We start from the raw sequence: 26,487 nt of genomic DNA on the forward strand, positions 1-26,487 counted from the left end.
GGGGGCGTTCCTTCACGTGTACGTACGCGCGAGAGTGGGAATCGGGGAAGCGGTTCGTCAAGCGCTCAATCGAAATGACATGCCCAGAATTCGTCGTCCAAGCGCGTGCAGCGCTTAATTCTCTCGCCGGTCAGATCGAGCATGACCGATTGTGGTAAGCGCTCCGGATTGCGATCGGGAAGCCTCACGATTGCTTCGCCTCCATCAGGAATGCCCTCGGAGTAAACAACTGCCGTCGGCGGTGGCCCGGAAAAATCGGACCTGTGAGCAGCGGCAAAGGCAAGTTTGGATTTGCGCGCGTCATGCTGGATGATGCCGCTCATAATCACGATCGATATGGCAAGGACAATCGCGGGTAGAAATCGGTCTGCCAGCCGCATTGCGGGGGCGGACGAACTTGATCGTGTGAAGATGGCAACGAGCGCACCAACCGCCAGCACAAAGATCACGAACGGCATTCCCACCAGTGCGACCAAGGTGATTGCCACCCAGTCACCGTCCTCGACCTGGTCCTGCCCGAACAGCGCCCCAAGCGCGTAACACCCGAAGATCACTGCGGGAATGGCGAGCGCCCATTTGCGGTGAAAATTCAAGCTGATGCTCATTCGAACACATCCGCCACGCCGGTATCGGAAGGCGCGACCAGGTGGAACACCGCGATGCTGAACGCGAAGCTCAGCGCATTGCCGAAGGCTTCGACGAAGCCCGAGATGGCCATCGCGACCGCGAGCAGCGGCGAAAAGGACTCGTTCGCCCCCGTAAAGCCGATCCCGACGGCCACGCCCACCACGATCGAACTGAGGACCGCCAGCGCGATCCACAGCACCAGCCCGGCGCCGAAGATCGACAGACCGTGCCCGTCGGTCGCCTCCCAGCTCGCGCCGAGCGCCTCGGTTACCGAGTGTTCTCCGTTCAGGACAAACCCGTTCGCCGCCGCCCAGCGGACGGTCAGGATGACAGCGGGAATGATGAACAGCACGAAGCCGATCATCACCCCGATCATCGCGAGGATCGACATGCCGACGAAGCTCCAGAACCGTGCGCCGCGACGCATCGGCCGCCCGACCGCCGCCATCATCTGCGCGAGGAGGAAATAGGTGGCGATCACGAACAACAGCAGGCCCGCAAACTCGAAGAGGGCGCCGAGGAGGCCGTAGGTTTCGCCGACCAGGAAATCGTAGTCGAACCCGAGGGAAAACATGTCGTCCTCCAGCGACGCGAGTCCGAACAGTCCGCCGATCCCGTTGAACAGCCCCAGCAGCAGCACGTAGACCGCCACCGCGCGCGCCGCGCCGCTGGCGACATCCAAGGTCTGGCTCAGAATACCGCCTACGTCCGCTTCACGATCCATGATGCCCCCTTGAAGTGTCCCGGTGCCCGAATAACCCGATGATCAGGCGGAGGAAAGGCTCACCTTGCCGCCCGCATGGCGTGCCAGCCGCCCGGCAATTTCCAGCTCGAGCAGCGCGAGCTGCACGGCGGCTGCGGGCGCGCCGGACTGGCGGATAAGCTCGTCGACGCCGACCGGTGCGCTGGTCAGCAGGCTGGCGATATCGGCGGGTTCGGCGTCCGACAGCTCCTCGGCCACGGCCTCGAAAGCGGCGGAGGGTTCGCGGAAGGTGCTGCGCGGCGCGCCGTCGAAGCTGCTCAGCAGCTCGACCACGTCGCCAGGCTCCTGCACCAGCACCGCGCCTTCACGGATCAGATGATTGCAGCCGTGGCTGCGCGCATCGAGCGGGCTGCCGGGGATCGCCATCACCTCGCGTCCGTATTCGCCCGCCAGCCGCGCGGTGATGAGCGAGCCGGACTTGACCGCCGCCTCCACCACCAGCGTGCCGAGCGCCAGCCCTGCAATGATCCGGTTGCGGCTGGGGAAGTGGCTGCCGCGCGGCTCGGTACCCGGAGGCTGTTCGGCAATCAGCAGGCCCTCGCTCGCAATCCGCTCCTGCAGATCGGCGTGCTGCGGCGGATAGGCGATCTCGATCCCGCTCGCGATCACGCCGATGGTCTTGGGAAATGCACCCTCGTGCGCCGCCCCGTCGATCCCGCGCGCCAGGCCCGAGACGACGACGAAGCCTTCCGCCGACAGACCTTGCGCGAACTCGCGCGCCAGCTTCACCGCCGCCGCACTGGCGTTGCGCGCACCGACCATCGCGACGACCGGCCTGCTCGCCAGCGACAGGTCGCCCCGATACGTGATGACCGGCGGCGCGCCCTCGCATTCGGCGAGCGCCTGCGGATAGTCCGGCTGGTCGTGGAACAGGTAGCGCGCGCCGTGGCGCTTCACCGCCTCGACCTCGCGCCGCACGGCGTCTTCGCGCGCCAGCTGGTAATGCCCGCCGCCCTTCCTGGCGATGCCCGGCAAGGCCTCGACCGCCGCCTCCCCGCTGCCATAGCGGGCGAGCAGCTGTGCGAAACTCACGGGCCCGATACGCGGGGAACGCAGCAGGCGGATGCGCGCGAACGCCTCTGCCTGCGACAGCGCCCTCATTTTCCAGAGCCGACCCTGGGTTCCTCGCCCTTCACCAGCCGGGCGATGTTGGCGCGGTGGAGCCACAGGACCAGCGCCGCGATCAGCGCGAGGACCGGGACGAGGGCCTCGTATCCGAGGACAGCGGCGGCGATGGCGGCGCATAGGACCGCGGCCATCCCGGCGAGCGAACTGATCCGCAGCCCGCCGAGCACTGCCAGCCAGACGATCGCGTAGGTCAGGCCCAGCGGCCAGGCGAGCCCGAAGCATACGCCCGCATTGGTCGCCACGCCCTTGCCGCCCTTGAATTTGAGCCACACCGGGAAGCAGTGGCCGAGCACCGCGAACAGCGCGGCGGCGGGCACGGGCCCGAGGGCTGCGGCGGGCATCGCATCGGGCTGGTCGAACAGCGCGCGGGCGATTAGCACCGGGGCGAGACCCTTGGCGAGATCGAGCAACAGCGTCGCCGCCGCCAGCTTCTTGTTGCCGGTCCGCAGCACATTCGTGGCGCCGATATTGCCGCTGCCCTGCGCGCGCACATCGCCCAGCCCCGCCGCGCGGGTGAGGAGGTAGCCAAAGGGAATCGATCCGAGGAGGTAGCCGATCAGCGCGGCGAAAAGCGTGTCCATGCTGCTCCCATAGCCCGGCCGGGCCGCATGTCGAAGTCCCCTATGGACAATTGCGCCCGGATCGGTGGGAGTACCAGCAGACCGTACCTTGCGCAGCCCGTCGCGGCAGGTAAGCCTCGATTCCATGAACGGCCCGCACATCGATGCGCAGAACGCGGCAATCGCGCGCCTGACCGCCAAGGAGCGCGAGTGCCTGCGGCTCTGGCTCGAACACAAGACCGCAAAGCAGATCGCGCTCGAGCTCGGCGTCTCCCATCACGCGGTCGAGAAGCGGCTGAAAATGGCGCGCGCCAAGCTGGACGTTGCGACCTCGCTGGATGCAGCGCGCGTCTTTGCGCAGGCCGAGGGGTACAACCGGACCGTAACCGCCTCGCCGGACCTTCACCGACCCACGCCGCCTGCCCCATCGAGGCGATACCCGATCATTGCATTTGGAGGTATTGCCATGTTTCTCGTCACCGTTTTCGCTCTCGCCACTGCTCTTCAGCCCGTCGAGCCCGACCAGATCGCAGTAAATGGTAATCTCGAACGCGTTTTCGAACTGCTCGACCGCGACCGAAACGGTTTTCTCGAAAACCCCGAATCGCCTTTTGTGACCGTCGAATTTCTCGATCGGAGCGAGCTCGTCGAACGGGAGGGCATCGCGTTTCTGGGCGAAAGTTCGGACCCCACGCAGATCGATGAATTCTACGCAACCGCCGATCTGGATGCCAACGGCCGCATTTCCTTCGATGAATACGAGGCCTGGAGCGTGGAGCGCTGGGCCGAAATCGACATCGATATCTCCGACATCAAGCAAGTCGTGCGTTCGCCCGAAAGTTGACCGGCGCCGGGTCCTCGGCCATCGCCCCGTTCCGATGGCCGAACCTTCCGCCCCCCTCCTTATCTTCGATTCCGGCGTCGGTGGGCTGACCATTCTTGCCGAAGTACGCAGGCTCCTGCCCGATGCTCCGGTCATCTACGCCGCCGATTTCGCCGGCCTGCCCTATGGCACGAAGAGCGAGGCGGAGGTGGCCGCACGGGTCTGCGGCCTGCTGGGGCGGATGGCCGAACGCTACCAGCCGCGCCTGATCTGCATCGCCTGCAACACCGCCAGCACCATCGCGCTGGGTATGGTGCGCGACGTGCTCGCAATCCCGATCGTCGGCACTGTGCCCGCGATCAAGCCTGCTGCGCTCGGAACGCAGACCGGGGTCATCGGCCTGCTCGGCACTGGCGCGACCGTGCGCCAGCCCTATGTCGACCGGCTGGAGACGGAGTTCGCGCAGGACAAGCGGCTGATCCGCCACGCGGCGGACGCGCTGGTGCCGCTGGCCGAGGCGAAGATGCGGGGCGAAGCACTGGCCGACGGAGCGGTCGCGCAGGCCGTCGCGGCGCTGCGGGACCACCCCCAGGCCGCCGATCTCGACACGCTGGTCCTCGCGTGCACGCACTTCCCGCTGCTGGCGGACGAGCTGCGCGCGGTCTTCGGCCAGCACGTCCGGCTGGTCGACGGCGCGGACGGGATCGCCCGGCGGATCGCCTCGCTGACACAAGGGCAGGCCTTCGCGCGCGAACGGGGTGATTTCGCGGTCGCGACCGGCAGCACCCAGAGCCTCTCGGGGCTCACCCCCATACTCGAGCGGCACGGACTGATGCGCGCAACGCAATTCTGATTGCAATATAACCGCCACCTTTGCGAATCGCTCGCAAAGATCGCGCTGGAATTGGCGCTTTTGGCGGCCTAGATCGGCGGCATCGTGACTAGCTACGACCAGATATTCGACGCGGCGATCGATCGCCTGCACGAGGAAGGCCGGTACCGCGTCTTCATCGATATCCTGCGCAACAAGGGTGCCTACCCCAACGCGCGCTGCTTCCACGGCCATAACGGCCCGAAGCCGATCACCGTGTGGTGCTCCAACGACTATCTCGCGATGGGCCAGCACCCCAAGGTGACCGAGGCGATGGAGGAGGCCCTACACGATGTGGGCGCGGGCTCGGGCGGCACGCGCAATATCGGCGGCAACACGCATTATCATATCGAGCTGGAGGCCGAACTCGCCGACCTGCACGGCAAGGAAGCCGCGCTAATCTTCACCAGCGGTTACGTCTCCAACGACGCGACGCTCTCCACGCTGGCCAAGCTGCTGCCCGGCTGCGTGATCTTTTCGGACGAGCTCAATCACGCGAGCATGATCGCAGGGATCCGCAATTCGGGCTGCGCCAAGCGCGTCTTCCGGCACAACGACCTCGACCATCTCGAGGAACTGCTCGCCGCCGAAGATCCCGACACGCCCAAGCTGATCGCCTTCGAAAGCGTCTACTCGATGGATGGCGACGTCGCGCCGCTCCATGAGATCTGCGACCTGGCGGAAAAGCACAACGCGCTGACCTATTGCGACGAGGTCCACGCGGTCGGCATGTACGGCGCGCGCGGCGGCGGCATTTCGGAACGCGACGAGGCCGCACACCGGATCGACATCCTCGAAGGCACGCTGGGCAAGGCCTTCGGCGTGATGGGCGGCTATATTGCGGCGGACAAGCGGGTGGTCGACTGCGTTCGCAGCTACGCCCCGGGGTTCATCTTCACGACCTCGCTCAGCCCCGTGCTGGTCGCGGGTGTGCTCGCCTCGGTCAGGCACCTCAAGTCCAGCAGCGAAGAACGCGACGCGCAGCAGGCCTCTGCCGCCAAGCTCAAGGATCTGATGGCCGAGGCCGGACTGCCGGTGATGAAAAGCACCACGCATATCGTGCCGCTGATGGTGGGCGACCCGGTGAAGGCGAAGCGGATCAGCGACATCCTGCTCGCCGAATATGGCGTCTACGTACAGCCGATCAATTTCCCCACCGTGCCGCGCGGCACCGAACGCCTGCGCTTCACCCCCGGCCCCTCGCACACCGAAGCGATGATGCACGAGCTGGTCGAGGCGCTGTCCGAAATCTGGGACCGGATGGACCTGGAGCTGCGGCAGGCCGCGTGATCGCGGAAATCCGCGCTGCCGCGGAACCGAGCGGCGGTTTAACCGCTTGCCCACCATGGCAGAAATAACAAAAGTAAAGCCCGGAACCCTCACCGACTTCGGGAACGGGTTCCGGCACATCCGCGGATCGTTCAAGCTGGGCGGCATGGTCGACCTCGGCACGCATTGCGCGCTCGTCGAATTGCCCGACGGGCGCTTCGTCTTTCTCGACAGCTATACGTTGGACGAAGCGCTGAAAGCGAAGGTCGACGCGCTGACCGATGGCGGCAAGAAGGTTGCCGCGATCATCAACCTTCACCCCTTCCACACGCTGCATATCGAATGGATGGCGAAGGCTTACCCGCAGGCCAAGCTCTACGGCACGAAGCGGCATCACGAGAAATTTCCCGGACTGAAGTGGGAGAGCGATACCTGCCAGGCGAGCGCGCTCGACGGACTGTTCGGCGACGCGCTGGCCTTCTCCGTCCCCGAAGGCGTGCAGATGGTGTGCGAGGACGAGAACGTGCATTTCTCCTCGGTGCTGGCGTACCATCGCCCGAGCAAGACGATCTTCGTCGACGACACGCTGTCCTGCATCAAGGCGCCCTTCCCGCTCTCGCTGCTGCCGATGACGGGCGATCTCGGCTTCCACCCGACGCTCGCCAAGGCGCTCGAGCCCAACCCGAACGCCGCCGACGCCTTTCGCGAATGGGCGATCCACATGGGGCAGGACTGGGCCGACGCGCGCCGGGTCGCGACCGCGCATAATGCGACGATGGAGCTGGCCGCGGGCGAGTTTCCGACCAAGGTCGGCGCGGCGCTCGGCAAGGTCGCAAATGTGCTCAAGAAACACCGCAAAGTGCCGGTATCCGCATGATCCGTACCAACGAGATTTGCTTTTTTGAGAGAGGCTGACGATATAGCCGCCATGGGTCAGGCGAATCCGATAGTCAGGTGGGAAGCTCACGGGGATCAGTCATTCTGCGTCAGTGATCCCAAACCGGTCGAATGGGTCTGCCAGATGGTGGAATCGAGCCCGATCGCATCGGTCGTGTCCGATCCGCGCCGGCCGGACAATCCGCTGGTCGCGGTCAACCGCCCCTTCATGGAACTGACCGGCTACGGGCCGGAGGAAATCCTCGGCCGCAACTGCCGCTTCCTCGCCGGGGACGGGACCGAGCCGTGGCTGACGGAGAAGATCCGCCAGGGCGAGCGCGAAAAGAAACCGGTGCTGGTCGAGATCCTCAATTACAAGAAGAGCGGCGAGCCGTTCCGCAATGCGGTGCTGGTCGCGCCGATCTACGACGAGGCGAACGAGCTGCTCTATTTCCTCGGCAGCCAGGTCGAGATCGACAATGACGAGCCGCAGCTGGCCGCCAGCCGCCGCGAACGTGCCTCCGCCATGCTCCAGACGCTGTCTCCGCGCCAGTTCGAGGTGACACGCATGGTCGCGAGCGGGCTGCTCAACAAGCAGATCGCAGGCGCGCTCGGCCTGTCGGAGAAGACGGTGAAGATGCACCGCAAGCTGGTGATGGACAAGCTCGAGCTGCGCACCTCGGCGGACCTCATCCGGTTGGCCGTCGAGGCCGGCATCTAGGCGCAAGGGCGCCGCAGCTACCGCCTTTCGGGCCGCTGGGCCAAGGTCCGTATCCCTTATCCGCATGCGCGCACCTATTTCGAAGATGCCGCGCGGATACGTGTCCAACCGACTAGCTGTCCCGCCTCCGCCTCGGATGCGTCTGCCGCGCGGCATCTCACCACATCGCAGGTCTGCATTCGTCGACGAATGATGCCGCTGGTGCACTGTCCCATGGAATTGCGCCCCGGCCTCGCTACATCCGCGCGATGGAGTTCATCGAATCACGCTGGCGGGCGATCCGCCGATCGCCATGGCTGCGCCAGAATGCGCCGCTGGTGGGCGTGGTGACGATCCTGTTGGCGACCTTCGTGGCGCTGGCAGCGTCCGGAGGACCTTCCGCGCCCCCCGCAGTGGAACAGGGAACATCGATCGCGGTGCCGATCCAGGCGCTCCCCGCCACCGGGGAGGACAGCGATACGCAGCAATCCGAACTGCCGCCCGGCGATGCGCAGGCGCGCAATGCCGCGGTCGAAGTGGTCGAAGGCGGGGCAGGCACCGCCGAGCCCTTCGTCTTCGCGGGCACCGCCGCCGACCGTGCCCGCGCACGCGACTGCCTGGCATTGGCGGCGATGGCGGAGGCGGGACAGGGCGACGCCGACCAGCGCGCGGTGATGCAGGTCATCCTCAACCGCACCCGGCACCCCGGTTTCGCCAATACGGTCTGCGGAGTCGTCTACCAGGGGTCGCAGCGCCGGACGGGCTGCCAGTTCACCTTCACCTGCGACGGCTCGCTCTCACGCAGCTACTCCGACACTCAGTGGCGCGCTGCGCGCCAGCGGGCCGAGGAAGCGCTGGGGGGCAGGGTCGAGAAGGCCGTCGGCATCGCGACCCACTATCATGCCAACTACGTCTATCCGTGGTGGAGCGACGAGCTCGACAAGATCGCGGTCGTCGGCCCGCACCTGTTCTTCCGCTGGCGCGGCTTCTGGGGCACCAATCGCGCGTTCTCCGCACGCTATGGCGGGGGCGAACCTGATCCCATGGCGCTGCGCATGGTCGCGCAAGAGGTCGACCGCGAAGAGCCATCGCTGCCCAGCCTCGTCGCCGACGATGCAGCGGTGCGCAGCATTACGGCCGAGACGGTGGGTACGCGCACGCCCGATACGGCCAGCGAAAAACAGGCCTCGCCAAGCATTCCGCCTGCTGGCCCCGGCCCCGGCGCGCATTTCGTGCTGGTGAGTGCGGCGGACGATCCGGCTGCCGTGCTCGACCGCGCGCGCACGCTGTGCCCCGGATCGCGTTTCTGCCAGGTTTACGGGTGGAGCGAGGCGAGCGCCATTCCCGCCCAACTGCCGCTGCCCGACGCGGCGCGCCGCCAGCTGCGCTTCAGTTATCTCGCGCCGCGCAACGGCAATGCCGAGGCGGTGTTCTTCGATTGCCGCCTGTTCGGCCAGCCCGCCACCGGGCGCTGCCTGCCCGCCGCCCGGCCCTGATCCCAATGCCGTAGCGGATTTGCTGCGCCGTCTCGCGCGCGCTAGTCCGGCGGCACACAGGGAGAGACAGGCATGGGCGGCAATCGGGATCAAAGCTACGAAGAGGTGGTGACCGGCCGCCGCAGTATCCGCGGCTTTCTGGACAAGCCTGTCCCGCGCGAGCTGATCGAAGAGGTCATCGCACTCGCGACCCGCGCGCCATCGTCCTACAACAACCAGTGCTGGAACTTCACCGTGGTCACCGGCGCTCCGCTCGACGCGATCCGCCGGGGCAATACCGAGGGCATCCTCGCCGGCAATCCCGACACGCGCGAATTCCGCCGGCCCGAGGGCGACGCGCCCGAGCACCACCGCCGCCGCCAGATCGACGTCGCCAAGCAGCTGTTCGGCGCGATGGGGATCGAGCGGGAGGACAAGGAGCGCAGGCAGGACTGGACGCTGCGTGGCTTCCGCCAGTTCGATGCGCCCGTCTCGATCGTCGTTACCTATGATCGCGCGATCCTCGGCAGCGACATTGCCCCTTTCGATTGCGGTGCGATCACCAATGCGCTGGTCAACGCGGCATGGTCGCGCGGGCTGGGCTGCGTGATCAACTCGCAGGGGATCATGCAGAGCCCGGTGGTGCGCGAGCATGCCGGCATTCCCGAGGATCAGGTGATCATGATCTGCGTCGCGATGGGCTGGCCCGACCCGGACTTCCCCGCCAACGCGGTGGTCTCCGAACGCAAGCTGCTGGAGGAAACCGTCCGCTTCGTCGGGTTCGAGGGCTGAGGGGAGAGCCTGCCCGGCCCTCCCCCGCATCCGTTACGCCATTGCCCCGGTAGCAGCGGCGACTTCCTTCGCGCAGCGATCCACCCAGTCGCGCACCTCGGGCCCTGCGGGCAGCGCATCGCCGAACCACTGGAACGGAGAACTGAGCAGCATGTCCGCCGCGCTGAACCGCTCGCCCAGCAGCCAAGGGCCATCGCGTAGCGCGGCCGCCAGCGTTTCCAGCATGCGTTCCATGTCGCCGAGGCCGTCGGTCACGACCGGATTCTCGATGCCCGCCCATTGCAGGATCAGCAGCGGCTCCATCACGCCCTGGTAATAGGCCAGCCACGAAAGATACGCCCCGCGCCCCGCCTCGCCCGGCAGCGGGCCCAGCTTCGCCTGCGGGTACGTGTCGGTCAGGTAGAGCATGATCGCCCCGCGCTCGCGCACATGATCCTCGCCATCGACAAGGTAGGGCACCTTCTTTTCGGGGTGGGGATTGGCCGGGTCCTGCACGCCCGAGCCATCCTGACGGCGGATCGTGACCTCGTGGATGTCCACGTCCGCACCCAGCATGCGAACGAGATCGACGACAGTGTCGGAGCGGGTCTGGGGCGAGTGGTAAAGCGTCGGCATGCGATTTTCCTTTCCGTTTGCGGTTCCACAGGAATATGCCCGCCCTGCTGACAGAAAGAGGCAGCAGCGAAACTATGGCACGGCAGGACAGGCTTATGCGGCTGATGACCGCGCTCAGGCGGCTGCCCTCGCCGGTCACGGCACAGCGGCTGGCGGAAGAGACCGAGATTTCGCGGCGGCAGCTCTATCGCGATATCGCCACGCTGCGCGCAGGGGGCGTGCTGATCGATGGCGCGGCCGGCTACGGCTACACGCTGACCGAGGACCCCGCGCTGCCCCCGCAAAGCTTCTCCCGCCTCGAGACCGAGGCGCTGATGCTGGCGGTCGGCAGTCTGGACGAGCTGGGCGACGATCGGCTCGCGAAGGCGGGCCGCGACGCGATGGCGCGGATCATCGCCACCCTGCCCGACCGGCAATCGCGCCAGTCGATGCACGCAATCATGCGATCATGGCGCATGCCCGCAGAGCGCCCAGCGATCGCGGTCGATGTCGATATGCTGCGGCAGGCCTGCTGGGACGAGACAAGCGTCGTCATCGCCTATCGCGACCGGCAGGAACGCCAGTCGACGCGCGAAATTCTGCCACTGGGCCTGTCCTACAGCCCCACCACGCTGATGCTGGTCGGCTGGTGCCTGCTGCGCGAGGATTACCGCACCTTCGAGGTCGCGCGGATGGAACGGCTGGAGGCTGGCAGCACGAGCTTCCGCCCGCACCGCGTCGAGCTGCTGCGCCGATATCAGGCAATGCGGATGGCGGAGTGGGAGGCGCAAAAGGCGGCGCGGAAAGAAGCGACGCCTTGATGGGCAACCGCTACTCGCCCTCGACCGCCAGCCGAACCTGATCCCCGTCGACCTCGCCGGTCAGCACCCAGCCGAGCATCGCGTCCACCAGCGCCTTCTGTCGCGCTTTGGGCAGGTTGCGCCAGCCATGCTCCATGCCGCGCACTTCCCAGTAGGTGAAAGCGGGATTGCCCGCCGCCTCGAGATCCGCGACCAGTTGGCGGGCGCTTTCGACCGGCGTGTTTTCGAAATCGCGATCACCATGCACGATGAGGATCGACACGCGGTTGTCGATCAGCGCGGCCGACAGGCGCGTGCGCAGGCGCGAGGCCCAGGTGGCGTAGCTTTCCCCGTTCCACTTGTCGGTGCCGTTCGGACTGGCTTCGATCGCCGCGAAGTCGCTGCGCAGGTCGGCGAGGCACGCTTCGCGATCCCCGGGCATATCTTCTGGGCAGGCCCAGAAGCGTTCGAAATGCTCGGCCATCGTCAGGCCGCCGCCCATCGCGCCCAGCACCGCACGGTCGATATCGGGCCGGTAGGTGAGGATCTGCGCGGCCACGTCTCCACCGTCGGACCAGCTCCAGATGAAGATCTGCCCGTTCCACCAGTCCGCGTTCGCGCCGAGGTGCTGCAGCACGCGCAAATGGTCGAGGACGCGGTTCTGGATCGTGTAGTAGCGGTCGAAAGTGGGGGTGCATTCGGCCCCTTGCGGGGTCGTGGCTGCGACGCCCGGCTTTTCAACCATCACCCGCGCGTAAGGCACCGGATCCTCGGCGCCCGGGGCGTAATTCCCCCAGCTGCTCTCTCGCATCTGCCCCGCACAGCCCGATCCGTCGACAATCAGCAGGAGCGGTAGTTTGCCGTCGGTCGCGGGTCGGTCGACGTAGAAGGTGATCGGCCGCTCGTCCGTTGCGGGGATTGAACGCTCTTCGTGGATCAGGTCACGGGCCAGCAAAGACTGCGGCGGGGCGAAGACAAGCAACGCCAGCCACAGCCCCGTCCAGCGCATCAGCGCAGGTTGACCACGTTGTCCGTCTCCGGACGTACCCGGCGGCCATCGTAGAGGCTCAGCATGGGCTGGTCCCCGACCACGATCGCCTGCGTCGCACCGAAGCCGTTGAACTGGGTCGTCATTGCCGCGCCATAGGCACCGAGCATGCCGACTTCGATATAGTCGCCTGCAGCGATGTCGGCGGGGAGCGCGAAGGGCCCTTCCATGTAGTCCGCATCGTCGCAGGTCGGGCCGTAGAGCGAGAAATCCTCGGTCGCAGCATGCTCGTCATGGTCGAGCGCGCGGACCGGGAATTTCCAGCCGAGGTGCGCCGCATCGTAGAGCGCGCCATAGGCGCCGTCGTTGATGAACAGCTCGTTCCCGCGGCGCTTGTCCACCTTGGCGAGCAGCGAGGAATATTCCGCGCACAGCGCGCGGCCCGGTTCGCACCACAGCTCCGACGAATAGGAGACCGGGAGCGATTCGGACGCACGGAAGATCACGTCGAAATAGTCTTCGAGCGGCGGCGGCTCCATGCCCGGGTAGATGCTCGGGAAGCCTCCACCCACGTCGACGATGTCGATCACCACGCTCGATGCGACGATCGCGGCGCGCGCACGTTCGATCGCCTGCACATAGGCAAACGGCGTCATCGCCTGGCTGCCGACGTGGAAGCACACGCCCAGCCAGTCGCAATGCTGCCGGGTCTGCTGGAGCAGCACCGGCGCATCGATCAGGTCGGCGCCGAACTTGCTGGCGAGCGAAAGCTCGGAAAATTCGGAAGAGACGCGCAGGCGCACGAGCAGCTTCAGATCCCTGGCAGGCTTGCCGTCGGGCGCGCGGCAGGCGTCGACGATCTTGGCCAGCTCTTCCTCGCTGTCGAGGCTGAAGGTGCGGCAGCCGTGCTGGTGGTACGCCTCGGCGATCGCGCTCTTGGGCTTGACCGGGTGCATGAAGCACAGCTCTGCCTCGGGCAGAATGCTGCGCACCAGACGCACTTCGGCGATTGAGGCCACGTCGTAATGCGTGATCCCGTTATCCCACAGAATGCGGATCAGATCGGGCGAGGGATTCGCCTTGACCGCATAAAGCGAGCGGCCGCGAAAGCCGTCCACGAAGAAACGCGCGGCGCGCGCCGCTGCGTGCGGACGGTTGAGAATGACCGGTTCGTCGGGCGCGAGAGCGGCGACTACGGATCGAGCGTCAGGATAAGTGGCCAATTCAAGGGACCCCCAAAACGATAAAGTTTCAGAACCGGACTATCCGGGGCTGCCTTGCGGTTTTAGAGTCCCCTTGGGGCAGCGGAGGCGCGCAAATAGGCGTTTCGCACCGCGATGCAAGAGAAATCGTTACGTGCAGCATTTTGTGAATCAACGCTGTCGGGCCGATGAGTTCCGAAACGGCCCGACAGCGCCTGCCGAACCGGTCCTCCGGCGCGAGCAGGCGTGATTTCGCAGGCTATGAAAGCCGGTTGCGGAACTCCTCGTATCCGAATCGTTTGACGCAATCGAGCGCGTCGCTTTCCGAATCCCACAGCCAGATCGATGGCAGCGGCACGCCGTTGAAAGTGTTGGTCTTCACCATCGAATAATGCGCCTGGTCGAGGAAGGCGATCCGCTGCCCCGGCTCGTTCGGCACGGGCAGCGAATACTGCCCGATCACATCGCCTGCGAGACACGAGGACCCGCCGAGCCGCACCGGCGGCTCGCCCGCCTTCTCGTCCAGCATCGCGGGCCGGTACGGCGCTTCGATGACGTCGGGCATGTGGCAGGTCGCGGAGATATCGGTGATGGCGAAGGGTCCGTCGTTCTCGCCGGTATCGAGGATGGTGCCCACGAGGATTCCGGCATCGAGCGCCACGGCCTCGCCCGGTTCGAGATAGATCTCGGCGCCGGTATCCTCCTTCGCGTCGCGCAGGAACTCGATCAGCTCCTCGCGCTCGTAATCCGCCCGCGTGATGTGGTGCCCGCCGCCCATGTTGATCCATTTGAGCTGGCCGAAATACGGCTCGATCGCGTCGAACACGCGGTCCCATGTTCGGTGCAGCGGCTCGAAGCCCTGTTCGCACAGGTTGTGGAAGTGGATGCCCTCCACGCCCTCCATATGCTCCTCGGTCAGCTGGCTGAGCGGAAAGCCGAGGCGGCTGCCGGGGCTGGACGGGTCGTAGCGCGGCACCTCGCCGGTCGGGACCTGCGGGTTGATTCGAAGGCCCACGTCGAACGCCCCGCCGCTCGCCCTCGCGTGCTCCAGGATCAGCGCGGCGCGCTGCATCTGGCCGGGCGAATTGAAGATCACGTGGTCGGAAAGCCGCGCGACCTCCTCGATCTCGTCCGGCTTGTAGGCGGCGCAATAGGTGCTGATCTCGCCGTCGTAGAACTCGGATGCCAGCCGCGCTTCCCACAGGCCCGAGGTGCACACCCCGTCGAGATACTCGCCGATGATCGGTGCGGTGCTCCACATCGAGAACGCCTTCAGGGCGCTGAGCATCTTGATGTCCGCCTCGTCGCGGATCGCCGCAAGGATGCGGCAATTCTCGCGCAGCTTCGCCGCATCCACCACAAAGGCGGGGGTATCGACACGGTTGAGATCGAATTGGGCGAAGGCGCCCGGGTCGCCGGCTTTTGTTTCCATGGGTGCCAGATAGGGAACCGGTCGGGTCCTGTCATCGGTCGGTCGAACGGCTGCTGGCATCGCCGGTCCGCCTGATGCAGTATGCGTAATTACGCGGGGGGAAAACTATGCGTTTCATGCCGGTGCTATGTGCGCTGCTGCTCACGACGATGGCTCACGCCGCCGGCACATTTACCGATGCGCGCAATTTCCTCGAGGGCGAGATGGCGAAGGCGGCCATTCCGGGCGTGGCCTTTGCGCTGGTCGAGGAAGGCAGGATCGCTGCCGGGCAGCGCGGAATCAAGCGCCTCGGCAACGAAGCCCCGATCGCAGATGACACGGCCTTCCTCATCGGATCGATCTCGAAGAGTTTCACCGCGCTCGCGATCATGCAGCTGGTCGAGGCGGGAGAGATCAAGCTCGACGCGCACGTGAGCGACTATCTGGACGAGTTCGTGCCCGGCACGCGCGCGGGCAGGACCACGATCCGTCAGCTGCTAAGCCATACCAGCGGATACTCGACCTTTCAGGGCAATCGCTGGGCCGACAACGGGGGGACGGAGGACGATGCGCTCGCACGGCGCGTCACCGCCATTGCCGCGATCGATCCCGCGACCGGTCCGGGCGAGCGCTGGGAATATTCCAATATCAACTACATGCTGCTCGGCCGCATCGTCGAAGTGAAGAGCGGCCTTTCCTTCGCCGAGTATCTCGCCACGCGGATCTTCGAACCGGCAGGCATGGCGAACACCTTCGTCCCCGTAACCGCCGATGACGCGCGGCTCGCCACGGGTCACACCCCGTGGTTCACCGGCAAGCGCGCGCTGCAACGCAACCCCTCTGGCCTCGCGGGTGCGCCCGCAGGCGGCGTCGCATCGACCGCGGGAGATATCGCGACGTACCTGCAGCTGATGATGAACCGCGAAGACGATATCCTGAGCGCCCGCGGCAAGGAAGCGATGATGGAGCCTGCGAGCGAGCTTTCGCCCGCCTACGGCTTTGGCTGGTTCCTCAATCCCGCCGAGGGTATCGTCGGCCATTCGGGCTCCAATCCCGGCTACGAGAGCCTTGCGACGATGGTCCCCGCGCAGCACAAGGCGGCAGTCACGCTCACCAATGCGGGCAGCGGCTTTGCGATCGCCCACGGCTATTCGCTGCAATATGGCTTCGCCGATCGTGCCCTCGGGATAGAGGAGGACCCCGGCCTGCCCGGTCTGTGGGCCCTGCCCCTCTATCTCTACCTCGTGCTTTCGCCGCCGATCTATGTCGCCGCGATGTTATGGTCGGCCTTCCGCTCGTCCACGATCCGCCAGAAGAAGGCGAGCATCGCAGGCCGTTTCAGCCTGTGGTTCCCGCTGATGGCGACCATCGCCCAGGCGGCGATCCTGCTGCTGGCGATGCCACGTATCTTCGGCGCCCCGCTCGATGCGATCCGCGCGTTCCAGCCGGACGTCTGGTGGGCGCTCATGGCGACCGCCGTGCTGGGTGTTTTGTGGGCGGTGGCGCGGCTGGGGATCGCCTACCTCGGTGGCGACCGACCGTCCCCTGGCGTCAGCGCTTCTCCAGCAGTCTGAGGGCCTCTGCAATCGCCGGGTCGGCCCCATCGGCGGCCGTGCTGGCGGGCTCTATCGGAATATCGGCGACGTAATCCTCGCGCGGGGTGCCGTCGACATGGAACAGCGACTCGCCGCCCAGATCGACGCGCGCGCCGCTCAGCTCGAGCTGTTCGTTCCACAGCCCGCCCAGCAGGTCGCCCATGTCGGAGCCGATCGTGGTCGCGCCGGTGGCCGCGTCCATGCCGATGACGATGCCTTCGCCCATGCTGCCGGTCCAGCGACCGTGGAGCACGATGACCGGGCCGCCGAAGAAAGGCTCGCGCGGGAAGACGTATTCGACGAACTGGCGCGGCACGGTGAACTCGCGTTCGAGCGCGGGGATGCGGTGCATCTGGTAGGGGCGCACCTGATCGGTGAAGTGCCCGATGATCGAGCGGGCAACCTCCGTGTTCCCACCGCTCGGCGTCTCGCGCATGTCGAGGATGATCGCTCGCGCCCCCGCCCCGATGGCGTCCTTCATCGCTGCATCGAAGGCGGGAATCGTGTCGTTGTTGCCGAGCGAATTGAGCGGCGCAAGAACCGCCACATCGCCGCCCGTGCCGACGAAGGAGAGGTCGACGAGCTTGCGCTCGCGCAGCGAATTGGCCCAGTCGCGCGTCGAGGCCAGCTCGACGTCGCGAACCTGCCCCTGCACCGAACGGATTTTCAGCGTGCGATCGCCCTTGCGCCGCCCGTTGACCGCCAGCGTCAGCCCGTAGTCGAACTGCTCGGCGGTAGGATCGGGGAGCGCCTCGCCGAACGGACCCTGCGCGGCAGCCTTCGCCGGTTTGCCGCCAATGGCAAGCACCTCGTCCCCCGGCCGCAGCGCCGCGTCGAAGGCAGGCGAACCTCGCCGCACATCGACGATCACCGCCTTGCCGTCCGCGAACCGGGCATCAAGATCGGCGGCGGTCATCACGATCGCGTAGTCGTCATCCTCGAACGGGCCGACGATCAGGTGCGGGTCCATGAAAGTGAGCGCGGTGCGGTGCATGATCCGCCGTAGCGCCGCCTTGTCGGTGGCCTTGGCTGCCAGCGCGCGCGACCGGTCCAGCTGCGCCTCGACGTCGATGTCGTCGCGCTCGATATAGGCGTACTCGCCGCGCAGCAGCTGCTCGAACTCGTCCCACGCGGCCTCCGCGTCGAAGGCCGCTGCGCTCTGGGCGTATCCAGTCGCGGGGTCCTGCGCTGCGGCGGGAATGGCCCCGCCCACCGAGGCGAGGAGCAGACACCCGAGGGCAATCTTGCGCATGGTCTTTGAAGTCTCCGGCTGGTTCGTGCGTTCGCCGGCCAGAAGGCAGCGGCCTGCGGACGTGTCAACTCGCCGGAACCGCCCTGCCCACCGTTTGCGCTTAGAGGTTGTCGAGCTCCGCTGCGAAGGCGGCCTGCGTGGCACCGTCGAAGCAGACGAACAGGATCCGGTCGAAGGCGCCATCGTGCCGCGCCGCCTCTTCACGCACCGTCGCCACCGCGATCGGCGCGGCGCGCTCGATCGGAAAGCCATAGATGCCGGTAGAGATTGCGGGGAATGCGACAGAACGCAGCCCGTTCTCCCGCGCCAGCTCGAGCGAATTGCGGTAGCAGTCCGCCAGCAGCTCGGGCTCTCCCTTATCGCCGCCGCTCCATACGGGGCCGACGGTGTGAATGACGTGCCTTGCCGGGAGGTCGTACCCGCCGGTGATCTTCGCCTGCCCGGTTTCGCATCCGCCCAGCTGGCGGCATTCCTCCAGCAGTCGCTTGCCCGCCGCACGGTGAATCGCACCGTCGACGCCGCCTCCGCCCAGCAGGGAGGAATTGGCGGCGTTGACGATAGCGTCGACATCGAGCTGCGTGATGTCGCCCCGGTGGGTTTCGAGCACGGTACTCATCCTTGGACCGAACTGCCGAGCCGTTTTGCCAAGGCTTCGATTGCGGCATCCAGCTGATCGCGGTGCAGCTTGTAGAACACCCAGTTCTTGATCGGCATGGAGGTCACGAGTTCGGCCTCGACGAGAATCCGCATATGAGCGGTAACGGTGGGCTGCGCCAGACCCAACTTATCGACGATCCGAGCGAGGCAGACACCATCCTCCTCCAGATCGCCATCGACCTGAGGCTCGAAATGGTCTTGAGGCGCGGCCAGCCATTCCAAGATCTGGAGGCGCTTGTTGTTGGAAACTGCGCGCAGAAACGCGGTTATTGACGCGGTGGTGTCAGGCATATAGGTAGATAGCTATATAGCGATTAATCGATCGAGGTTTAAGGCATGACGAGGCCGTTTTCAACCGCAACCGATGTAGCGCGCTACGCGAGCGAAGCCAGCATCGAATACCTCGGCAGCCTCGATCAGCGCCCCGTCGACCGGCCCGACGCGCGCGACATCGCCCGTGCCGCGCTGGAGGTTGCCCTGCCCCCTGGCCCCTGCGACCCGATGCAAACGGTGGAGCGGCTTGTCGATTCCTCCCGCGGCGGCACGATCGGCACTGCGGGCGGGCGCTTCTTCGGCATGGTTGTGGGCGGAAGCCTGCCCGCCGCGATGGGCGCGCGCATGCTGAACGCGGCGTGGGACCAGTTGGCATTGTCCGACCAGACCAGCCCGATCGCCAACGTCGCCGAAGAGGTCGCCTCGCGATGGGTGCTGGATGTTCTCGGGCTGCCAGGCACGTCGTCGGTCGGTTTCGTGACGGGTGCCAGTGCTGCCAATCTTCAATGCCTGGCGGTTGCACGCCACGCCCTGCTCGCACGCAGCGGCTGGAACGTCGGCGAAGGCGGCCTGCAGGGCGCGCCGCGTCTGCGGATCGTCACTTCGGCGACGATCCACCCCACGGTGCGCAAGATGCTGAAGATCCTCGGCTTCGGCGACGCCGACATCGAAACCGTGCCGTGCCTGGACGACGGGACGGTCCAGATGGGGGCCTTCCCCCTTGTCGACGCGCGGACGATCGTCGTCATGCAGGCCGGCTGCGTCAACACGGGCGCGAGCGACCCCTTCGCCGAGATAGCCGAGCGGATCGCGGGTTCGGGTGCATGGTTCCACATCGATGGCGCGTTCGGCCTGTGGGCGGCCGCCTCGCCGAACCTGCGCGGCCTCGTTGTCGGCGCGGAGCTTGCCGACAGCTGGGCGGTCGACGCGCACAAGTGGCTCAACACGCCCTACGACTGCGGCATGGCGATCTGCGCGCACCCCGATGCCGTTCGCGACCTGCTGTCGTTCGACGCACCATACGTCCCGAACAGGGTCGGAACGCCGCAGAAGGACATGGTGATCGAGCTTTCGCGCGCGGCCCGGGGGATCGAGGTGTGGGCGGCGCTGCACAGTCTCGGCAGGGAGGGCGTTGCCGATCTGGTCGACCGCTGCTGCCGCCACGCGCGCCGCTTCGCGCAAGGGCTGGATGCGCTCGGCTTCACCTTGCTCAACGAGGTGGTCCAGAACCAGGTCGTCGCAACCTTTCCGGGGCACGAGAGGCGGATGGGGGATCTGGCCAGGGCCGTGCAGCACAGCGGCGAATGCTGGTTCGGCACGACACGCTGGCGCAACCGCGATGCCATCCGTATCAGCGTATCGAACTGGCGGACAACGGAAGCCGATGTCGACCACTCACTGGAAGCGATTGCCGCCGAGACGCGCCGGTTGGGGATCGCCCCGTGACGGCCCACCCGATCGCGAAACGACGGCGATAGGTCTTGTAAACTCCGAAAAGCCCGGGACGGGCGCGGTCAGAACCCGACCGGCCCGTCCAGCTCCTTCACGTTCCACGGCAGGCCGTGCTGGTTCAGCATGTCCATGAAGGGGTCGGGGTCGAACTGCTCCATGTTGAACACGCCGTCACCATCCCACTTGCCCTGCACCATCATGGCCGAGCCGATCATCGCGGGCACCCCGGTGGTGTAGCTGACCGCCTGGTTGCCGGTCTCCTCGTAGGCGGCTTCGTGGCTGCAGATGTTGTTGATGTAGAACGTCTTCTCGCCGCTGCCGTCGAGCGCTTCGCCGGTCGCGATGACGCCGATATTGGTCTTGCCCTTCGTGGTCTCACCAAGGCTTTCGGGCTTGGGCAGCACGGCGGCGAGGAACTGCAGCGGGATGATGTCGCGGCCCTGGTACTTGACCGGTTCGATGCTGGTCATGCCGACGGCCTGCAGCACGCTGAGGTGCTTGATGTATTCATCGCCGAAGGTCATCCAGAAGCGCGCGCGCTCCAGCTCGGGCACGAACTTCGCGAGGCTTTCCAGCTCCTCGTGATACATCATGTAGGCGTTTTTCGGCCCGACTTCCTCGAAGTCGAACTCGGTCTTCACCTGCATCGCGGGCGTTTCGACCCATTCGCCGTTTTCCCAGTGGCGCGCGGGTGCGGTCACTTCGCGGATGTTGATTTCCGGGTTGAAATTGGTCGCGAAGGCCTGCCCGTGGTCGCCGCCATTGCAGTCGAGAATGTCGAGCTGGCGGATGGTCTTCAGCTTGTGTTTCTTGAGCCACATCGTGAACACGCTCGTCACGCCCGGATCGAAGCCCGAGCCGAGCAGCGCGGTGAGCCCGGCGTCCTTGAAGCGGTCTTGATAGGCCCACTGCCAGTGGTACTCGAACTTCGCCTCGTCCTTGGGCTCGTAGTTCGCGGTGTCGAGGTAATCCACGCCCGCCTCGAGGCAGGCGTCCATGATCGGCAGGTCCTGATAGGGCAGTGCGAGGTTCACCACCAGTTTGGGCCCGATCTTCTTGATCAGGTTGACCATCGCGGGGACTTCCTCGGCATCGATCTCGTAGGTCGCGATGTCGACCCCGGTGCGATCCTTCACGCTGGCGGCGATCGCATCGCACTTCGATTTGGTGCGGCTGGCGAGATGGATATCGGTGAAAATATCCTTGTTCATCGCCATCTTGTGGACGCAGACCGAGCTCACGCCCCCTGCCCCGATCACCAGTACTGTCGACATGTGTGTTCTCCGAATGCGAATCTTTGAGCGCGCCTGTACCCAAACCCACGCGCCGGGCCAAATGATCCACACCGCATTTCGTCGAAGCGCGCTTTCCTAAAGACCCAGCATGGTTTTATGGCACCGACGCGTGAGGTCGGCCGTTAAGGCACCTGAATCGACTCCCCCTTCGAGGAACATCATCATGCCTGCGACCGATAATGCCATCGCCAATTCCGGTACTTTCAAGCTGGGTGACCGCACCGTGCACCGGATGGGCTACGGCGCGATGCAGCTGGCCGGGCCGCACGTGTTCGGCCCGCCGAAGGACCGCGATGGTGCGATTGCCGTGCTGAAGGAGGCGATGGCGCTGGGCATCGATCATATCGACACCAGCGATTTCTACGGCCCGCACGTGACCAACCGGATCATTCGCGAAGCGCTCGCGCCTTATCCCGACAGCCTCACCATCGTCACCAAACTGGGCGCGAAGCGGGACGACGAAGGCGGGTGGCTCCCCTGGAACGATCCCGAGGCGCTGGAGCAGGGGCTGCGCGACAATCTGGAGAACCTAGAGCTCGAGGCGATGGAGGTCGTCAACGTCCGTATCATGGGTTCCGGCGAGGGAGGCATCGAGCCGACCGGGGAGAGCATCGCCCGCTTCGTCGAACCTGTAGCCCGGCTTCAGCAAGAGGGGCTGGTGCGGCACATTGGAGTCAGCACCGTCACCCGCTCCCAGGTTGAAGAAGCGCGCAGCATCTGCCCGATCGTATGCGTGCAGAACATGTACAATCTCGCGAACCGCGACGACGACGAACTGATCGACTGGCTCGCGGACGAAAGCATCGCCTACGTCCCCTATTTCCCGCTGGGCGGCTTCGATCCGCTTCAGTCGAAAGCGCTGGACGAGGTTGCGAGCGATCTCGGCGCTACCTCCATGCAGGTGGCGCTCGCGTGGCTCTTGCAGCGCTCGCCCAATATCCTGCTGATCCCTGGCACCAGTTCGGTCGAGCACCTTCGCCAGAACGTCGCCGCGGCCAATCTTGAGCTGCCCGGCGAGGCCATTGAAAAGCTCGACAGGATCGGCGGATGAAACAGCGTAGATTTTTCTCCCCTGGACACTGTGTCAGGTGTGTCAGGAGGCGCGCGCCTTGACCCGCAAACCCGCAGCAGACGGCGTTCGCGCCGCCGCCGAGAGCATCGCGCAAATTTTGCAACCCACGCCGCTGCTGCCGGTCGAGATCGGCGGCGTGAGGTGCTGGGTGAAGGCCGAGAGCCTGCAACCCATCGGCGCATTCAAGATCCGTGGCGGCTGGTGGCGGCTGTCCAACCTCACCGAGGATGAACGCGCACGCGGCGTGGTTGCGGTCTCCAGCGGCAACCATGCGCAGGGCGTGGCCTGGGCGGCCAAGAAGCTCGGTATCGACGCAACTATCGTGATGCCGCGCGATGCGCCCAAGGTGAAACTGGAAGCGACGCGCGCGCTGGGCGCTGAAATCGTTCTCTACGAACGGCCCGGCGAAGACCGCGAGGAAGTCGCGTCGCGCGAGGTCGAGGCACGTGGCGCGGTCTTCGTCCATGCCTTCAACGATGCGTGGGTGATCGAAGGCCAGGGCTCTGCCGGGATCGAGATTGCGCAGCAGCTCGGCAAGCAGCCGCCACTCATCCTCGTGTGCTGCGGTGGCGGCGGCCTGACGGCAGGCCTCTCCCTCGCCTGCCCCGAGAGCACCATTGCGCCCGTCGAGCCAGCAGGCTGGGACATGGTCGCACGGGGCATCACCGCAGGCAGCCCGCAGCGCGTCGGCCCCGATGCGCCGCCCACGATCTGCGACGCGCTGCGTCCCGATGCGACCGGGCAGATCGTGATCGACACGCTGTCACGGGAACGCACGCGCCCGCTGACCGTCGATGATGCAGAGGTGCGTGCCGCGCAGCGCTTTGCCTTTGCGAAACTGGGGCTTGTCGCAGAGCCCGGAGGCGCAGCGGCCCTTGCGGCAGCCCTAGCCGGTAAGCTAGCGCTGCCTGCCGATACCGTCATCATGCTGACCGGACGCAATGTGGACCCCACGGCTTTTGCCGCGACCATCGCTCCCGGCGCAGCCTGAACACCGCAACCGGAGAAAGACCCGCCATGGCGCAAGCCGAAGCCCACATCATCGACCGCTCGGTGGTCCGTAAAAGCTCAGGGCTCAAGGACACTCTGCTCGACAAGGCCTTCGCCACAGCCTTTCGCGGCCTCGTCTATGCACAGATCTGGGAAGACCCGGTGGTCGACATGGAAGGCCTGCAGATCGACGAGAACAGCCGCGTGCTGTGCATCGCCAGCGGCAGCTGCAACGCGCTGAGCTACCTCACCGCCAACCCCGAAGCGATCACTGCGGTCGACCTCAACCGCGCGCATATCGCACTGGGGCGCCTCAAGATCGCGGCGATCAACGCGCTGCCCAGCTACGACCTTTTCCGCCGCTTCTTCGCACATTCGGATTACAAGGAAAATGTGGCGATCTACAAGGATCGCATCGCGCCGCTGCTCGACGACGAAAGCCGCAAGTACTGGGAAGGCCGCGACATTCGCGGCCGTCGCCGGATCACGCAGTTCCAGCGCGGGATCTACAAGCAGGGCCTGCTCGGCAATTTCATCGGCATGGCGCACCTTTTCGCCAAGCTCTACGGCGTGGACCTGCGCAAGGTGCTCGAAGCGCCCACGGTGGAACAGCAGCGCGAGGTTTTCGAGGCCGAGCTCGCGCCGGTGTTCGACAAGAAGTTCGTGCGTTGGGTGACCAACCAGCCCGCCTCGCTCTTCGGCCTCGGCATTCCCCCTGCGCAATACGACGCGCTGGCGGGCGACGAGAAGATGGCCGAAGTGCTACGCAAGCGGCTGGAGAAGCTCGCCTGCGATTTCGACGTGAAGGACAACTACTTCGCCTGGCAGGCCTTCAATCGCGGCTATTCGAAGGACGAGGACGCGCCGCTCCCCCCTTATCTGCAGCGCGAGAACTACGCGAACCTGCGCGAGCGTGTGGCGAAGCTGAGCGTGCAGCGCGCCAACCTGTCCGAATTCCTCTCCTCCCAGCCCGCGATGAGCCTCGACCGCTACGTCTTCCTCGACGCGCAGGACTGGATGGACGACCACCAGCTGACCAACCTGTGGCGCGAAGTCACGCGTACTGCGCGCAAGGGTGCCCGGGTGCTGTTCCGCACGGCTGCCGAGCCGAGCCTGCTGCCGGGCCGGGTGCCGAACGAAATCCTCGACCAGTGGACATACCACGAGGAACTGTCGAAGGACCTGACCGAGCGCGACCGCAGCTCGATCTACGGCGGCGTCCACCTCTACGAGCTCGCGTAATGGCAGCGGGGGGGCACAAGGACGGGAAAGCGCACGATCACGCGGCGCTGATGGATTCGATCTATCGCGGCCAGAAGTACATCTACGATTTCACGCGCAAATATTACCTCTTCGGGCGCGACGACCTGATCCGGGGGCTGGACTGCGCGCCCGGCGACGGCGTGCTTGAAATCGCCTGCGGTACCGGCCGCAACCTCGCCAAGGTGCAGCAGGCGTACCCCGGCACGAAGCTGTTCGGGATCGATATTTCGGCGGAAATGCTCAAGAGCGCGGCGGCCAAGCTCGGCACGGCTGCGATCCTCGCGCCGGGCGACGCGCGCCAGTTCGATGCGCGCGCGATGCTGGGCCGCCCGACCTTCGAGCGCGTGATCCTGTCCTATTCGGTCTCCATGATCCCCGACTGGGAGCGCGCCTTGCGCCACGCGGCAACGCTGGTCGCGCCGGGCGGATCGCTGCACGTGGTCGATTTCGGCAGCTACAGCGCGCGCGACACGCTCGGCGCGCGTATCCTCAGGTGGTGGCTGAAGCAGTTCCACGTTTCGCCCCGGCTCGATCTGCCCGACGTGGCCGAAAGCCTTGGCAAGGAGCCGGGCTGGCGCCGCGAGGGGCGCGACGGAATGGGCGGATACTACCGGCTCGAACGGCTCTATCGCGACAATGATGCGGTGCCCGGGCCAGTGGCGGGATCGGTGGCCGGGGCACTGGATTGACAGGCCCCATGCTCACCGCCACCCTCCGGGCGATATTTCAGGGGGATTGAATGCAGGCTCAAATACTCGCACCGGCAGCGGTGCTCGTCGCATGGTCGCTGATCATGCTGTTCTGGATGGCGGCGACCCGCCTTCCGGCAATGGGCAAGGCGGGTAGCGGCCTGAAGGATGCCAAACGCGGGGGACGCGGGCAGGATCTCGAAGGCGTCATCGACGACCGGATCAACTGGAAGGCGCATAACTACGCCCACCTGATGGAACAGCCGACGCTGTTCTACGCCACGGTCGTGATCCTCGCCATCACCGGCCCCAGCCCGCTCGCGATCCTGATGGCGTGGATCTATGTGGCCCTGCGGATCGTGCATTCGATCTGGCAGGCGACCGTCAATATCGTGGCCGTGCGTTTCCTGCTCTTCATCGCCTCGACCATCGCGCTGATCGTGCTCGCGATTCAGGCGCTCGTCGCAACTCTGGGAGGCCCGGCATGATCGGAATGTCCATCCTGCAACCCCTCGTCGCGCTGATGATCTGGACCATGATCATGTGGGCGTGGATGTACGCGACGCGCATCCCCGCCATGCACGCGAACAGGGATATCGACACTAGGCACCTGCGCGGCGGGAAGGACCTCGATTTCGATCGCCTCCTGCCCGACCGAGTCCAGTGGAAGGCGCACAACTACAACCACCTGCACGAACAGCCGACGGTGTTCTACGCGGTCGGCATCGTGCTCGCAATCATCGGTGCGGGCGACGGGATTCCGGCGCTGCTGGCGTGGATCTATACCGGCCTGCGGATCATCCACACGCTGGTCCAGGTCACCGCGAACCGCGTGATGGTGCGTTTCGTGCTGTTCGCGATGTCCAGCCTCGTACTGATCGCGCTGATCGGCATTGCGGCGGCGCGGGTGTTCGGGGTCGAAACAGGCGGTAGCGAAAACCTGCTCGGTTCGGTCTAGCAAGCGATGCCCGGCTAATTCTCCCCTCCCCATGGGGAGGGGCCGGGGGTTGGGGTACCAGCCACCAACCTGGATACACCCCCACCCAGCCTCCCCCTCAAGGGGGAGGAGC

At 65.8% G+C, this 26,487-nt stretch carries 28 protein-coding genes; 16 read left to right on the top strand and 12 right to left on the bottom strand.

Annotated elements, in window-relative coordinates; all coding sequences use genetic code 11:
• Positions 1-65: 65 nt before the first annotated feature.
• The 4 genes from DL238_RS11900 to plsY are packed head-to-tail and all read right to left on the bottom strand — an operon-like array spanning position 66 to position 3,099.
• Positions 66-605 carry a hypothetical protein gene (locus DL238_RS11900; RefSeq protein WP_115492461.1) on the bottom strand — a complete coding sequence of 180 codons (540 nt, stop codon included), beginning with the start codon at positions 603-605 and terminating at the stop codon, positions 66-68.
• Positions 602-1,351, bottom strand: a complete 750-nt coding sequence (locus DL238_RS11905) for a hypothetical protein (RefSeq protein WP_115492462.1) — start codon at positions 1,349-1,351, stop codon at positions 602-604. Before DL238_RS11905 ends, DL238_RS11900 begins: the two co-directional genes overlap by 4 nt.
• 42 nt (positions 1,352-1,393) lie before the next feature.
• Positions 1,394-2,491, bottom strand: coding sequence for a DNA-processing protein DprA (gene dprA / locus DL238_RS11910; protein ID WP_115492463.1), 1,098 nt, complete (start codon positions 2,489-2,491; stop codon positions 1,394-1,396).
• Positions 2,488-3,099 (bottom strand): glycerol-3-phosphate 1-O-acyltransferase PlsY, encoded by a 612-nt coding sequence (gene plsY / locus DL238_RS11915; protein WP_115492464.1) that lies wholly within the window; start codon positions 3,097-3,099, stop codon positions 2,488-2,490. The genes dprA and plsY overlap by 4 nt, the downstream gene beginning before the upstream one ends.
• A gap of 124 nt (positions 3,100-3,223) precedes the next feature.
• On the opposite strand from plsY, the gene DL238_RS11920 reads away from it, so the two are divergent.
• From DL238_RS11920 to DL238_RS11950, 7 genes are all read left to right on the top strand, one after another.
• Positions 3,224-3,922, top strand: coding sequence for an EF-hand domain-containing protein (locus DL238_RS11920; RefSeq protein ID WP_115492465.1), 699 nt, complete (start codon positions 3,224-3,226; stop codon positions 3,920-3,922).
• Positions 3,923-3,956: 34 nt separating this feature from the next.
• On the top strand, positions 3,957-4,754 hold the full coding sequence (murI, locus tag DL238_RS11925; RefSeq protein ID WP_115492466.1) for a glutamate racemase: 798 nt from the start codon (positions 3,957-3,959) through the stop codon (positions 4,752-4,754).
• Between the two features lie 84 nt (positions 4,755-4,838).
• Positions 4,839-6,062, top strand: a complete 1,224-nt coding sequence (gene hemA / locus DL238_RS11930) for a 5-aminolevulinate synthase (protein WP_115492467.1) — start codon at positions 4,839-4,841, stop codon at positions 6,060-6,062.
• A gap of 55 nt (positions 6,063-6,117) precedes the next feature.
• Entirely contained in the window at positions 6,118-6,918 is an 801-nt protein-coding gene (locus DL238_RS11935; protein WP_115492468.1) for a hypothetical protein, read from the top strand.
• A gap of 144 nt (positions 6,919-7,062) precedes the next feature.
• Complete coding sequence (locus DL238_RS11940; RefSeq protein WP_234031059.1) at positions 7,063-7,638, top strand: LuxR C-terminal-related transcriptional regulator; 576 nt, start codon at positions 7,063-7,065, stop codon at positions 7,636-7,638.
• 248 nt (positions 7,639-7,886) lie between these two features.
• Positions 7,887-9,113 carry a cell wall hydrolase gene (locus DL238_RS11945; RefSeq protein ID WP_115492470.1) on the top strand — a complete coding sequence of 409 codons (1,227 nt, stop codon included), beginning with the start codon at positions 7,887-7,889 and terminating at the stop codon, positions 9,111-9,113.
• Positions 9,114-9,185: 72 nt separating this feature from the next.
• Positions 9,186-9,884: a nitroreductase gene (locus DL238_RS11950; protein WP_115492471.1), complete on the top strand. Its 699-nt coding sequence runs from the start codon at positions 9,186-9,188 to the stop codon at positions 9,882-9,884.
• Between the two features lie 33 nt (positions 9,885-9,917).
• On the opposite strand, the gene DL238_RS11955 is transcribed toward DL238_RS11950, so the two are convergent.
• Positions 9,918-10,499: a glutathione S-transferase family protein gene (locus DL238_RS11955; RefSeq protein ID WP_115492472.1), complete on the bottom strand. Its 582-nt coding sequence runs from the start codon at positions 10,497-10,499 to the stop codon at positions 9,918-9,920.
• 74 nt (positions 10,500-10,573) lie between these two features.
• On the opposite strand from DL238_RS11955, the gene DL238_RS11960 reads away from it, so the two are divergent.
• Positions 10,574-11,299, top strand: coding sequence for a helix-turn-helix transcriptional regulator (locus tag DL238_RS11960; RefSeq protein ID WP_115492473.1), 726 nt, complete (start codon positions 10,574-10,576; stop codon positions 11,297-11,299).
• 10 nt (positions 11,300-11,309) lie between these two features.
• On the opposite strand, the gene DL238_RS11965 is transcribed toward DL238_RS11960, so the two are convergent.
• The 3 genes from DL238_RS11965 to DL238_RS11975 all read right to left on the bottom strand — a co-directional run bounded on the left by DL238_RS11965 (position 11,310) and on the right by DL238_RS11975 (position 14,900).
• Positions 11,310-12,287: an alpha/beta hydrolase family protein gene (locus DL238_RS11965; RefSeq protein WP_115492474.1), complete on the bottom strand. Its 978-nt coding sequence runs from the start codon at positions 12,285-12,287 to the stop codon at positions 11,310-11,312.
• Complete coding sequence (locus tag DL238_RS11970) at positions 12,287-13,489, bottom strand: type III PLP-dependent enzyme (RefSeq protein ID WP_115492475.1); 1,203 nt, start codon at positions 13,487-13,489, stop codon at positions 12,287-12,289. The genes DL238_RS11965 and DL238_RS11970 overlap by 1 nt, the downstream gene beginning before the upstream one ends.
• A gap of 238 nt (positions 13,490-13,727) precedes the next feature.
• A complete protein-coding gene (locus tag DL238_RS11975) occupies positions 13,728-14,900 on the bottom strand; it encodes a carboxynorspermidine decarboxylase (RefSeq protein WP_115492476.1) in 1,173 nt (390 codons plus the stop codon).
• 107 nt (positions 14,901-15,007) lie between these two features.
• Here DL238_RS11975 and DL238_RS11980 point away from each other — a divergent pair, with 107 nt between their 5' ends.
• A complete protein-coding gene (locus tag DL238_RS11980; RefSeq protein WP_199798046.1) occupies positions 15,008-16,453 on the top strand; it encodes a serine hydrolase domain-containing protein in 1,446 nt (481 codons plus the stop codon).
• Here the strand turns inward: DL238_RS11980 and DL238_RS11985 are convergent.
• The 3 genes from DL238_RS11985 to DL238_RS11995 all read right to left on the bottom strand — a co-directional run bounded on the left by DL238_RS11985 (position 16,431) and on the right by DL238_RS11995 (position 18,674).
• Positions 16,431-17,726: a S41 family peptidase gene (locus DL238_RS11985; RefSeq protein WP_115492477.1), complete on the bottom strand. Its 1,296-nt coding sequence runs from the start codon at positions 17,724-17,726 to the stop codon at positions 16,431-16,433. The genes DL238_RS11980 and DL238_RS11985 overlap by 23 nt on opposite strands.
• A 100-nt stretch (positions 17,727-17,826) precedes the next feature.
• Positions 17,827-18,342 (bottom strand): O-acetyl-ADP-ribose deacetylase, encoded by a 516-nt coding sequence (locus DL238_RS11990; RefSeq protein WP_115492478.1) that lies wholly within the window; start codon positions 18,340-18,342, stop codon positions 17,827-17,829.
• Positions 18,339-18,674, bottom strand: a complete 336-nt coding sequence (locus tag DL238_RS11995) for an ArsR/SmtB family transcription factor (protein WP_115492479.1) — start codon at positions 18,672-18,674, stop codon at positions 18,339-18,341. The genes DL238_RS11990 and DL238_RS11995 overlap by 4 nt, the downstream gene beginning before the upstream one ends.
• A gap of 45 nt (positions 18,675-18,719) precedes the next feature.
• Here DL238_RS11995 and DL238_RS12000 point away from each other — a divergent pair, with 45 nt between their 5' ends.
• Positions 18,720-20,102, top strand: a complete 1,383-nt coding sequence (locus tag DL238_RS12000) for a pyridoxal phosphate-dependent decarboxylase family protein (protein WP_115492480.1) — start codon at positions 18,720-18,722, stop codon at positions 20,100-20,102.
• Between the two features lie 68 nt (positions 20,103-20,170).
• Here the strand turns inward: DL238_RS12000 and DL238_RS12005 are convergent, their stop codons facing one another.
• Positions 20,171-21,382, bottom strand: a complete 1,212-nt coding sequence (locus DL238_RS12005) for a saccharopine dehydrogenase family protein (protein ID WP_115492481.1) — start codon at positions 21,380-21,382, stop codon at positions 20,171-20,173.
• Positions 21,383-21,566: 184 nt separating this feature from the next.
• On the opposite strand from DL238_RS12005, the gene DL238_RS12010 reads away from it, so the two are divergent.
• From DL238_RS12010 to DL238_RS12035, 6 genes are read left to right on the top strand one after another with little or no spacing between them, the layout of a single operon-like run.
• Complete coding sequence (locus DL238_RS12010; RefSeq protein ID WP_115492482.1) at positions 21,567-22,454, top strand: aldo/keto reductase family oxidoreductase; 888 nt, start codon at positions 21,567-21,569, stop codon at positions 22,452-22,454.
• 58 nt (positions 22,455-22,512) lie between these two features.
• Positions 22,513-23,466 (top strand): threonine ammonia-lyase, encoded by a 954-nt coding sequence (locus tag DL238_RS12015; protein ID WP_115492483.1) that lies wholly within the window; start codon positions 22,513-22,515, stop codon positions 23,464-23,466.
• A gap of 26 nt (positions 23,467-23,492) precedes the next feature.
• Positions 23,493-24,707: a DUF3419 family protein gene (locus tag DL238_RS12020; RefSeq protein WP_115492484.1), complete on the top strand. Its 1,215-nt coding sequence runs from the start codon at positions 23,493-23,495 to the stop codon at positions 24,705-24,707.
• On the top strand, positions 24,707-25,417 hold the full coding sequence (locus tag DL238_RS12025; RefSeq protein WP_115492485.1) for a class I SAM-dependent methyltransferase: 711 nt from the start codon (positions 24,707-24,709) through the stop codon (positions 25,415-25,417). Before DL238_RS12020 ends, DL238_RS12025 begins: the two co-directional genes overlap by 1 nt.
• Positions 25,418-25,467: 50 nt before the next feature.
• Positions 25,468-25,905, top strand: a complete 438-nt coding sequence (locus DL238_RS12030; RefSeq protein ID WP_115492486.1) for an MAPEG family protein — start codon at positions 25,468-25,470, stop codon at positions 25,903-25,905.
• A complete protein-coding gene (locus DL238_RS12035; protein WP_115492487.1) occupies positions 25,902-26,375 on the top strand; it encodes an MAPEG family protein in 474 nt (157 codons plus the stop codon). Before DL238_RS12030 ends, DL238_RS12035 begins: the two co-directional genes overlap by 4 nt.
• The last annotated feature ends 112 nt before the right edge of the window (positions 26,376-26,487 follow it).

The organism is Alteriqipengyuania lutimaris (genome assembly GCF_003363135.1).
GTDB lineage: Bacteria > Pseudomonadota > Alphaproteobacteria > Sphingomonadales > Sphingomonadaceae > Alteriqipengyuania > Alteriqipengyuania lutimaris.